A 10926-nucleotide genomic window follows, 5' to 3' on the forward strand; every position below is an offset into this window, starting at 1 on the left:
AGTCATTCACTCGATGTTGCCACATGAAATTAACTTTTGGTTCTGACATAAGAATAACCTCCTTGTTTTGAGGTTATTATCTCATGAATTAAAGTGCATAGGAATGTGGGTAGCATTTGACGCTTACATATATTTTCTTAGTATCTCATCCTTCATTTTATCACGCTCTAATTTTACTTTATTATTAAAACCGCTCATAAAAGACTTATTAGCTTGTCTTAAACAGATAGGTTAAAAAGTCCTTGAATTTCAAAGGCAGTCAGTGTAGAAAAGATGTTTTCAGTTAATTTAGATGATGTGGTAAAAGATGACTCATCAATAAAAGAGTTACTAATTAAGATTAAGAATATTTACATATAGATGGTAAGATTCATATTTAATTAGAAAATAGAGGGAATTGAATTAGCATCTCTGTATCTGTGCATTGCATTTATGTCTTCTTCTTTAGGACCAATGCCACCATACTTGTCCTGATATTCCTTTGATGTTTCTATCCTATACTTTGCATCAAATACAAATTCGTAAGCTACGGGGATACCTAATTTATTTATAACCAATAGATTATCAGGTTTTTGTGTTATTGTTTTACTTCCCTCTGTTTTAGAATTTATGCTGCTAGACTTAAAGGAGTTGTAACAAACCTTAAACCTTTCTTTTGTTTCTATGTTTTCATACTCCAATGTCGAGGTTACACCTTTTTTAAATGAAACAAATATTCCCGCTCTGTTAACAGTTATAAAATCTGTGCTTATTAATTTATACTTGTTTCTAAGTAAAGCATTTATCTTTATAAAACACCAATACTCATACAATTAACTAATTTCCTTCATTGACAATGAAAATATATTACTATTAATACTTAAACCCTTTTGCAGCATCAAATAATACTTATATATTTCTCTCTTCATCTCCTTCAATTTTTTCATAACTTCCTCATTCTTTTCCCAAGGCGTTGATGAATATGTTCTTATAAAGTTATCTATCTTTTCAATTATCTTTATTAACATGAACTTTAGAAATCTATTTTCCTTTGTATCTAATGTAACTTGTTTTGTTACCTGTAGAGCCTTGGCAGGAATGTACCTTCCATCTATATTTCCTAATAAATGAGGTCTTTTCTCTAGCCATTTTATTGTGTCCATACTTATATTTTTAAGGCTTTGGTGTTTACATATCCTGTCTTGCTTTATAATCTTCTTTATAATAAATTTTACTAGGAAGCACCTCTATAATTATTTTCATATGAGTATTTCCATTTACCTTTATATAAATATCAGAATAACCTATATCCCCCTGAAAATTTATTATTCCACTTAAGATATTACCGCCTCTACCTGTAGGCGTTATTTTGTTTCTTATATTAAGATTTTCATGATAAAACTCTATAGTAGTTTTGTTTTTCCTTTCAATAACTTCTTCATAATTAGTGTATTCCATAAAGTAAAGGCACTGATTTATATTATAGGTACGTTTTTTACCTTCTACTATAATAGTAAGTGATTTGGGTTCACCATAACTTGCAGCGCCCTTAATTCCCTTTATGGAAAAATAAACTTCATCTGTTTCTATAAATAATAGCTCAGAATTATTTCCAATTTCTTTTCATCAAGACATAGAAAATAAGGTTTATCTGTGCTCTTCATGGCTTCATATGTAGCCTCCATAATAATGCTTGTAATGAAATTTTTTATAATATTTCTGTATCCTAAGAGATCTGTTGCATCTGAACAGTCTGGCCTAATCGGTACTAACTTAAATCTTTCATTATCCTTATTTGCAGAAACGGCCTGTGCAAATAGCTTTACTATTTTGCTCTTTCCAGTTCGTGACATTCCAGAAGGAATAACGAAAGGTTTGGTTTTTAAACTAAGATAAAAATTAGTAATTAAATCTTTAGTATAATTAAAACCTTTACTTCTTATGTAATTATGGATATATGTAACTTCTGAATTAATATTATTTATTGTTACAAACTCATTATCTTACTCATCTTATATAATCGCTTCATCCACTAATTCATCGTCTTCTGCTCCAGTTTTAGATTTAGGAATTAACTCCAGTATAAAAGTATCTATTTTGTCACCCTTATAGAAAAAAATCAATATATTCTTGATATTCTTCTGGAAATGTTGAAGGTTTCTTATTATTCTCTTTTTTATATTGAACAATATAATCATAGCTTATCTCTAGCTTTTCCTTTAAAATTTCTAGCAATGCTTTATTACTATATCTAAGTTGCACTGTCATTCCAGACCTTCTTTTAGAACTTGGCCATAAAGCTATTCCACAAAACTCCCTTTTATTGATAAACAACTTTACCTTTATACTTTTCCCAAAAGTTAAATTATCTGATAAGTTATCTAAAAAAACCTTATGATATCTAAGAGGTATTGTAGTTCCATATTTAAAAGTAATCTTATCTACTGTTTTCCTTCCTAAGAAGTTTTTATTTTCTTCAGTTATATCTATCCATGAATCTTTTTTATTATTCTCCATTCAGTACACCTTCTTTAATATAACATATGGTAATTATATTATAATTAAGGAGAATTTTTAGTTTACGTTTCTAATGTATTCTGGTTAATTGATTTTATCTGATTTTCAACATACTGATCTTCTACTTCCTTGTTTCAGGTGACTGCGCGGACACCCTAGAAGTTAACTTAGAGTTACCTTACTACTAATAGGTGAGAAACTAAATTGCTGTCATTAAACCCACTTTCGCACAACAAAAGAACACTGAAATATTGATGTATATTTCAGTGTTCTCGCCTCATGGCTGCCGCTAAGTTTTTCGTTTCTTTTCTTTCCAAACTCTTAATTTTTCTACCTAACACTCCATCTAATAAATTCTCATAAAATGTTTTATCTTCGCCTAGCTATGTGTATTCCCATATAATAGGTTGCTGATGCGACCCCATTACAAAAATTGGTAACGCAGCGGACAATTTTTGTTTGCTAAAAATAATTTTACTTAAGCTATAATACAATTCCTCATCACATTTCCTATTCTCATCCTTTTGTAAGTATGAAATATGCTTGCCATCCTCATTTCCAGATTCATCAGGAGTTAAATACCAATTTACGCCTATAATTAAATTTGCCTTCTGTTTTGCATTAACTCACCTCATGATTTAATATCTATTTTATGTTATTTCAACATAAAACTATTTTCCCCTTAAATATTTGTAAAAACGGATAAAATAATAAAGCTCTGAGATTACCCCAGAGCTTCATTAGCTATTTTCTACTTTATAAATATAATTTCACTGGAGTTGTTACGAACAAATACTATTGTTCCATAATACCAATAAAACATAGATTCCTTGATGCTAAATTCTTTCAGCTATTTCTCTATTTAAGTTTCTCACCTTGAATCAGCATTTTGAACTATAAGATAACAAGCATATCTCGAAAGCATAATATCTTCTATTTCTCTTTGAGAACCCGATTCTAGTTCAACCATTTTTCCCACGTGGGAAAAATGGTCTAAAACATCTATATCACTATTTTTACAAGCTTCTTTTGCTTTATCAATAACATTACAAAATTTATCCCATCGCTTATATGCTAACAATACCTACCCTCACCTCACTTGCATATCCATCATATTATCTACTTTTAATCCTCATTGTATAATTGTTATAGAAAATACATAAAAAATGTATAATTAAAATTATTTAAAAACTTTCTTTAACACATCAAACCCACTAAAATAAAAATAAGCTCCTTTCAGTGCAACGCACTAAAAAGAGCTTATCCAAAACAAAATATAAAAAACGTTATTCATTAAAACGATATTACATCTAAAGCAGCTAAAATATTTGTTATAACTATTAATAACGGGAAAGACATTACCGTTCTAAAAACAAATACTTTAATTACATCCCAAAAGCTTAAACCAATTTTACTTTTAACTAAAATCATTCCAGTTTCAGACATAAATACTAACTGGGTAAATGCTAATACACCAATAAAAAATCTTGAGGCTTCAGAAACCGCTGTACCGATAAATAAAGCTGGTAAATACATATCTGCAAATCCAGCAACCGATGCTGGTGCCATAGCTGTTGCTACTTCATTACTGTACCCTATCCAAGTATAGAAATATACCAGTGGTGCACTAATGATATTGAAAAACTGGGTATATTCTACCACTACCAAAGATAATGTTCCAACCACCATAATAATAGGTAAGAATCCAACGTATATGTTAACAATATTTTTTAACGCATCAATCATTACTTTTCCAATTTTGGCATCTCCTGCCTGCTTTATTGCCGATTCATATGAATACTCAAAAACAGTTTTACCTTTTGGAATCTCAATTCTATTAGGAGTTATCCCTTCATAATAAGTTGGTGGAAATTTCTTAAGTGGCATTCTAGATGTAATAAAAGCCAATATAATAGTTACTAATGCAATAGATCCATAAAATATTGGGAAAATATGTCCAAATCCTAGCTCTTCAGCTACTGCAGAAGCGAATGCTATACCTACAATAGAAAAACTAGTTGCAATTATATAAGCTTCTCTTCTATTGTAGTATCCTCTTTGATATTGGTTATCCGTTACCACAATACCAATTGTACCATCACCAACAAAGGATGCAATGGCATCGATAGTTGAGTAGCCTGGTACTTTAAACAACTTTTTAACTATAGGACCTAATAAAATACCTATAAATTCAACCATACCAAAATGTGTTAATAAAGGAAGGGCAATAATAGCTACAAAGAATGTTATATAAAGTGTGGTTAAAAGACCACCTTCTCCTGCCATCATCCCACCAGTACCGCCATCTAAAATCATACCTGCAAACTCATAGTTTTGAAACCAATTATTAATCACCATAAGGTATAAAAATGAGCCAACTACCCTTAATACAACATTTAAAGGTGATGCTTTGAATACAGAATTAACATACTCATTTTTTGAAGAATAAAAGGTAAAAAGCATAGTTGCAATTAACACAACCCATGCACAAATAATAGTGAAACCAATAAATGAATCAAACATATTGCTTGTAACAAAATTTACTATGTGAGATATAGCAATTTTACTTTCTCCATTAATATTCAAAGGTATTAGAAAAAAAATAAACCCAAAAATTGATAAAAATACAAACTTTAACTTATTTATCACACTTACAAACCCCCATTTTGTATTAACTACGATGCACAATTTCTAGAATAACATAATCCCAAAAATGTTGCAATAGGTTTTTGCATATTTAATCAGTATTTTGTATATATATTCATTTTAATATATATTAACCTCAATTAATAGCACTTATTTCATAAAATGAGTCTAATTTCCTTTAGTCTACTAATATTTGTTTTTTCCTATCCTTTATATTTTTAAAATATCATACACTAAAATAGAAATGATTTTTGCTGCATTCTTTAAAACCCCTTCGTTAAAGTCAAATTTATCATTATGATGACTGGCCTTGATATCACTCCCATACAACATATATACTGCTTTGCCCCCATGTTCTTGAACTCTTTTCATCATATATGAAAAGTCTTCACTTGCACCTAAATTAACTTTTTCATAAATGACTTTATTAAATCCTTTTATGTTTTCTCCAAGGGTCTTGATTTTATATATTAATTCTTTATCGCTATCACAACTTTGTGCTCCTCCACCCATTTCATTAATCTCTAGGTGGACATCATACATAGCAGCGGAGGCTTCTAATACTCTTATTGCCTGTTCCTTCATATATTTATTCAAACTAGATGTATCTCCCCTGGTCTCAATCATCATGCTGGCATTTGCAGGAATTACATTTCTACCTGTGCCTGCAGTAAACTTTCCAACATTTATACGGGTTGCTCCTTCACTGTGTCTAGGTATTGCATGTAAGTTAAGTGCTGCAGATGCCCCTGCAAGTAAAGCATTTCTACCTTTTTCTGGGCTCCCCCCTGCATGGGTGGCTATTCCGGTAAAATAGGCATCAAATTTTGATGTTGCTAAAAAGCCTCCTACGCCACAGTAAAGCTCCCCTGAACTATCTTCTTTGATCCCAATATGTCCTGCTAAAATATAATCTACATCATCTAATACTCCAGAGGTTGTTATAGACTTTGCTCCCCTTACGTCTTCCTCTGCTGGTTGAAAAATCAACTTAATTTTCCCTTGGATTTTATCTTTTATCTCCATAAGTGTTTGTGCCACGCCTAATCCTATAGCTCCATGCCCATCATGACCACAGGCGTGCATAACATTTTCATTAATAGAGTTAAAACCTTCTTTGTATGGCAAATGATCCTCTGAGTTACTTTCAGAAATATCTAGAGCATCTATATCGAATCTCAATGCAATTGTTGGTCCATCTCCAGCGTCTAGTATACCCACAACTGCAGTAAATCCGCCCTTAACCCTTTCAATATATTCTTCATCAGCCCCTTGCTGCAATGCGCGTTTATAATGCTTTTCTAATACCTCTTCATCAGGAAGTCCCATTCTATCCTTTTCACTCATAACTTCTCTTCCAACTTTAACCTCGTAACCTAAATCCTTTAATTTTCTAGCAATCATTGAGGCAGTTCTAAACTCCGTCCAAGCAGATTCAGCAAACTTGTGAAAATCTCTTCTACATTCTATTATTTTATTCTCTATACTATCTATATAAACTTGTATTTCATCTTGCATGTAGAATCCCCTCCCATTTTATTAACCAACTTATGGTGCCCCCCCACACGTTAATGTTTTTAATATTATTGTATCATATTTTAATATATGATTATTTAACTGATATTTTAAGATAAAAATAAACTCCACATCAAATTATGCGAAGTTATCTATATACTACCTATTCTTCTAACAACCCTTTAACAAACTTATCAAAATCTGATTGAAACAATTTATCCTGCATAATATGCGGCTTGATCCCCTATGCTTTAAGGTGTTTTCATCCCTTTCCTTTATCTGAATCCCTTCGCTAATAGACTTTTATAATGCGAATATATGTTCGCATTGGAGCATTAATATTATTATAATATATATTATTTTAGTTTAAAATTTGGTATACTTAGAGGAGTGAAAATATGTTTTAAACAGTATCCTAATAAAAACTATAAGTATTTATTATTAACACATTTATACAATCAGAATGGGTATGTGAGTTAGATAAGTACAACTTAATACTGAGAGGAAGGTGCTAATATGGATAAAGAATTATTACAAACCCTAAGTAATTTATTTGATGATAAATTAAAACCTATTCAGAATGATATTAAAGATATGCAGGGGGATATTAAAGATTTACAAGGTGATGTTAAAAATTCACAAGGTGATATTAAAGATTTGCATGGTGATATTAAAGATTTGAAAAACAATCAAACAAGGTTTGAAATAAAATTAGACACTGTAGTAGAACAAACTGCAAACCTAACCGAGTTTAGGAGTATAACACTTAACCGATTAGACGACATTACAGATAACTTAAATAAGGTCGAATCTATAACGGCAAGTAACTGGAAAGACATAACGAAATTAAAATCAGTTAAATAATAACCATAATATAATCCATATATTATGCACATGAATCCTGTCAAAAACCCATCCTTCTCAGGGTGGTTTTTAATTTTTACAATGGTGTCGCACCGTCAGCCTAATAAATGTAAAGAAAATCACTTTCTTCTTGATCACGATACAAATTATAAATTTTGTACCTACACAGTGTTATAACGATTTTGCAGAGATTAAAAATATATTGTAAAAATTATATAAAAGACTTACTTATTTAGAAAAGAGGGATTATTAATTGGATAAAAAGATACATCGCAAGTTTTCCGCACAAAAGGTAGCGAATATTATTTTATCAATATTTACAATTATGTTTCTCTTTTTTTATCCTTATCACGAAACACTATGGGGAGGGTTAATTTTCAGTTTTGCTAGTGCAGGTCTTATAGGGGGTATTGCTGATTGGTTCGCAATTAAATCTTTTTTTATAAAACCTTTAGGTATAAGCTGGCCTAAAGCACTATTTAAAACCGAGATGATCCCAAGGAATAGAGAACAGGTTATATCCGTTATCGTGAATATTGTACAGGATAAAATAATAACAAAGGATGCACTTACGGAAAAAATAAAGAAAATTGAAATCTCGCAAATGTTAATTGATTATGTTGTTGAACACGGAATAGTAAACATCGTAGCAAACGATATTATAACAAAAACGAATATTTATTCCAATAAAGATAACCAAGCACACTTTAAAAATCTTGTTATGCAATCTGTAGATCAAAATAAAAACGAAATTTACAAAGCTGCAAATCATCTCACAGATTGGGCAATTGATAATGGTTATGTCCATAATATTCTTAATTCTGTAGCAAAGGAGCTACAAAAATTATTAAAACTGCCAGAGGTATCTGGCAAACTTGATGAGCTTTTCACAAATATAAAAACAAGATATAACAAGGGCAATAATACGCTAAAAAAAGTAGCCACTTATATTTTTTCTACATATAACGATATACCAAAAGAATTGATAAAGATAACGGATAATAGTCTAGAACTCGTTAAAGACCCAGAATTTATACAAAAATTTGATCTATCCAAACACATAAAGCCGTTTGCGAAATACTCTGCCCTAAGCAGCTTATTAAATTTTATAAAAACAGCTGATTTTAAGGCTATTTATGCTGAGGTTGCTACCACAACATTGGAAGATGGAGCTCCAGCAAATACAACTCAAAGCGTGGTTTATAACAGTATTGACAAACTTAATGCCACTTTGAAGGAAGATACACCTTTACGGAAAAAGTTAATTTCAGAATTAGACAGCATATTATCAGAATTTTTATATGGAAAAATAGAGTACATTATTAAAAACAAACTGGCGGAATACTCAAATGAAATGCTAACTGAAGAAATATACAACAGTGTAGGTGAAGATTTAAACATGATTAGAATAAATGGTTCACTAATTGGAGGCATGGTTGGGATTATTACATTTATTATCATGTATATTGCTAGGTAAGGAGGTATTATGAAAAATAGAAAGAAAGCCAATATTATTCTTACAATTTTAATGTTAGTTTTTATGCTACTTACAGTCCTTAAGCATTATTATGGTGAACCGTTCTTTATAAAAATGTTTATTTTCATTGTAGAGGCAGCTATGGTTGGGAGCATTGCTGATTGGTTTGCAGTTACTGCTCTTTTTGAAAGACCCTTAGGGATTCCAATAAAACCTATAATACCTTCCAATAAAGAAAAGATACTAAATAATTTAAGTGCTATAGTTAATAATAACTTGCTAGATATGAACTATATACAAAATATAATTGAAAACATGCAAGTAAGTGAAACCATTATAGGGTTTGTCGAAAATAAGACTACAATGAAGAGTGCAAAAAATTGGTTACTGTCATATGTGTTGAATTCGTTAAGTAGTTACAGAAATGATAAAACAAAATATACTAAATTTATAAATTACATTAAGGGAAAATCAAAGGATATCAATTTTACTAAAACAAAAGTTCTAAAGCTTTCTGATAAATATATTCAAAATCGTTTTACAAAGGTAGCGTATACTAACATGATAGATAAACTTATTGTATTTTTGAGTAAGGATGAAAGTTATAATAAGCTACATAAATTTTTGAGTAGCCAAATCAATGAACAGTCCGGTAAGAAATTTAAGTTTATCGGGGGAATTAAGAAAATTGTTAATACTGATAATTTAGCAAAAGCTATTCATTCAGAAAGTATCAATTTTTTAAACGATTTAAAAGTTAGCGATAAAAAATATAACTATATAAAAAAAATAATAACCATGTATTCAAATGAGCACTTGGAAGAAGTTGATTTAAATAAAATTTTGAACAATTTTATAGATAATTTTGCAATAGAGAAACGTATAGACACTGTTCTTACACTGCTTGAAACTCTTCTTATTGCAATATCTGACGACAGTAAGGATACTTCAAATGTTCCCCTTGCGTATGATGATAATTTAAAATCTGTTGTTGCTATTATCACCGATTTAACAGAAGACTTATGGAAACAAATAAAAAATGATGCAGGAACTTTATCTTGGATAGATTCTGTAGTCAAGGGCCTTATAATAGAAATCATTGAAAAGAATAGAACGGAGTTTGGAGGGTTTGTTGAAGAAAGAATAAAAGGATTTACTGATGGTCAATTGGAAAGTCTAATTGAAGATAGTGCTGGAGAGCCGCTCCAATGGATCCGTATTAATGGAGCTATGATAGGTGCCATGCTGGGTTTTGCTTTATTTTCTTTTATTAACTTTGTTTATGAACCCTTTATTCTTCCATTAGCAAATAAATTAATAGGTTTAGTTTAAGTTCTTTAGTAAGAACAAACAAGGTCGTCCAAATTTGGATGGCCTATACTTTATTCTATATCAAAGTTATTATTCATCTTCTTCAAGAGTTTAAGGAATATGTCTTTTTCTTCTTTAGAAAAATTTTTATATGCTATTAAATTCACTTTTTTAGAAATATCATTTACTTTCCCTTCTATTGCTTTACCTTTTTCAGTTAAAATTATGTATGTTACTCTTCTATCTTCTATACACTTTTCCTTTTTTACATATCCTAAATTTGATAATTTATTGACTAATGCTGTAATTGTAGACTTATCTTTTCCTATTATTTTGCCTATTTGATTCATACTTAGTCTTCCATTATTATTATATAGTACTGTAAGGATATTGCCATATGAAGGCGCTAAATCATCTAACCCTTTTTCTTTTAATGCTTTTTCAATAAATCTAGTCATTTTTTTCTTAGTTTTGCTTATAAAGTATATTATATATTTTTTAGCTCATCTACAAATTTCTCATCAACTAATTCTATACCTGTAGCCGCCGTAACTAGTAACATTCTATATTTAACATTTAAATTAGATTCTAATACTTCTTGCTCATCTACTTTTTTA

12 protein-coding genes are annotated in these 10926 nt (G+C 30.2%); 3 read left to right on the forward strand and 9 right to left on the reverse strand.

Annotation, left to right across the window (positions count from 1 at the left end):
- Positions 1–380: 380 nt before the first annotated feature.
- The 8 genes from ACREVX_RS05100 to ACREVX_RS05135 form a co-directional block, all read right to left on the reverse strand.
- Positions 381–812 carry a nuclease domain-containing protein gene (locus ACREVX_RS05100; RefSeq protein WP_431543091.1) on the reverse strand — a complete coding sequence of 144 codons (432 nt, stop codon included), beginning with the start codon at positions 810–812 and terminating at the stop codon, positions 381–383.
- Positions 813–1142, reverse strand: a complete 330-nt coding sequence (locus tag ACREVX_RS05105) for a DUF2357 domain-containing protein (RefSeq protein WP_431543092.1) — start codon at positions 1140–1142, stop codon at positions 813–815.
- A 25-nt stretch (positions 1143–1167) separates the two neighbouring features.
- Positions 1168–1437 carry a DUF2357 domain-containing protein gene (locus ACREVX_RS05110; protein ID WP_431543093.1) on the reverse strand — a complete coding sequence of 90 codons (270 nt, stop codon included), beginning with the start codon at positions 1435–1437 and terminating at the stop codon, positions 1168–1170.
- A 128-nt stretch (positions 1438–1565) separates the two neighbouring features.
- Complete coding sequence (locus ACREVX_RS05115; RefSeq protein WP_431543094.1) at positions 1566–1832, reverse strand: hypothetical protein; 267 nt, start codon at positions 1830–1832, stop codon at positions 1566–1568.
- Between the two features lie 253 nt (positions 1833–2085).
- Positions 2086–2496 carry a hypothetical protein gene (locus tag ACREVX_RS05120; protein ID WP_431543095.1) on the reverse strand — a complete coding sequence of 137 codons (411 nt, stop codon included), beginning with the start codon at positions 2494–2496 and terminating at the stop codon, positions 2086–2088.
- 871 nt (positions 2497–3367) lie between these two features.
- The gene (locus ACREVX_RS05125; protein WP_431543096.1) at positions 3368–3577 is read right to left on the reverse strand and encodes a BRO family protein; all 210 of its coding nucleotides are present in this window, start codon (positions 3575–3577) and stop codon (positions 3368–3370) included.
- A 212-nt stretch (positions 3578–3789) separates the two neighbouring features.
- The gene (locus tag ACREVX_RS05130) at positions 3790–5145 is read right to left on the reverse strand and encodes a YjiH family protein (protein WP_431543097.1); all 1356 of its coding nucleotides are present in this window, start codon (positions 5143–5145) and stop codon (positions 3790–3792) included.
- A 207-nt stretch (positions 5146–5352) separates the two neighbouring features.
- The gene (locus ACREVX_RS05135) at positions 5353–6660 is read right to left on the reverse strand and encodes an amidohydrolase (protein ID WP_431543098.1); all 1308 of its coding nucleotides are present in this window, start codon (positions 6658–6660) and stop codon (positions 5353–5355) included.
- Positions 6661–7173: 513 nt separating this feature from the next.
- Here ACREVX_RS05135 and ACREVX_RS05140 point away from each other — a divergent pair.
- From ACREVX_RS05140 to ACREVX_RS05150, 3 genes are all read left to right on the forward strand, one after another.
- Positions 7174–7521, forward strand: a complete 348-nt coding sequence (locus ACREVX_RS05140; protein ID WP_431543099.1) for a plasmid stabilization protein — start codon at positions 7174–7176, stop codon at positions 7519–7521.
- A 253-nt stretch (positions 7522–7774) separates the two neighbouring features.
- Positions 7775–8998, forward strand: a complete 1224-nt coding sequence (locus ACREVX_RS05145) for a DUF445 domain-containing protein (RefSeq protein ID WP_431543100.1) — start codon at positions 7775–7777, stop codon at positions 8996–8998.
- 9 nt (positions 8999–9007) lie between these two features.
- On the forward strand, positions 9008–10330 hold the full coding sequence (locus tag ACREVX_RS05150) for a DUF445 family protein (RefSeq protein ID WP_431543101.1): 1323 nt from the start codon (positions 9008–9010) through the stop codon (positions 10328–10330).
- A 50-nt stretch (positions 10331–10380) separates the two neighbouring features.
- On the opposite strand, the gene ACREVX_RS05155 is transcribed toward ACREVX_RS05150, so the two are convergent.
- On the reverse strand, positions 10381–10767 hold the full coding sequence (locus tag ACREVX_RS05155; protein ID WP_431543102.1) for a MarR family winged helix-turn-helix transcriptional regulator: 387 nt from the start codon (positions 10765–10767) through the stop codon (positions 10381–10383).
- Positions 10768–10926: the final 159 nt, after the last annotated feature.

It is taken from the genome of Clostridium sp., from assembly GCF_050717545.1.
GTDB lineage: Bacteria > Bacillota > Clostridia > Clostridiales > Clostridiaceae > Clostridium_AD.